Source organism: Microbacterium barkeri, from assembly GCF_027921765.1.
Classification (GTDB): Bacteria; Actinomycetota; Actinomycetes; order Actinomycetales; family Microbacteriaceae; genus Microbacterium; species Microbacterium barkeri.
On record NZ_BSEJ01000046.1, the window covers coordinates 1 to 698 of the forward strand.

1 protein-coding gene is annotated in these 698 nt (G+C 60.9%); it reads left to right on the top strand.

The window, feature by feature from the left end; all coding sequences use genetic code 11:
• A partial coding sequence (locus PKE79_RS16530) for a hypothetical protein (protein ID WP_271174791.1) occupies positions 1–698 on the top strand: 698 nt, incomplete at both ends.

Sequence of the window (698 nt, forward strand, 5' to 3'; positions counted from 1 at the left end):
CTGCTAACGCCAACATTACCTCGCTGAAATCCGCTGTACGGGCCGGAAACGCATCAGGCGGGGATTTAATTCCCAACCCGACGTTTGACCCGGCGTATGACCAGATGGGGTTCAGCGTGGTAGCCACAACGGCTGAGGAGGTCCCGCCGGGCTGCCCGTATGGTTATGCGGCCCGAATTGCCAGCCGGGATCACCATCCTAACTTTGCCGCGTTCCCGGCCACGCTTAACCATGTGATTGAGATCAGCGCACTGGTTGCCTGCGGCGCCGGCACGGCGAATTTTAATCTGTATGTTGGCACCGCCGGTCGGCCAGATACGAGCACCGGTGCGCCACTCATGGCGGGGGGCGGGAAATCACCCTCCGCGACCTGGCAGAGAACCACCTGGCGCTTCAAGGTCACGCAGGCGATGGTGGACAGGGGTTATATCCGCCCGTTCCTGCAGATCTCGCAGAACAGCCCGTATGGCACCGTATGGTTCGTTACGGACTGGCATATGCGAAATGTGACAGCGGCGCAAAAGGTACAGGATACTGCGGATGCCACGGCGGCGGCGGTTGACTCCCTGACCACCACCGTGACGCAACAGGGTAATCTGCTGACCTCGACCGGCAACCGGACAACCCAGCTGGAAAACGGGCTGGCAACCACCAATGCCGCAGTGGCCAAAAAGGCTGATGCGACAGCGGTGCAGGAT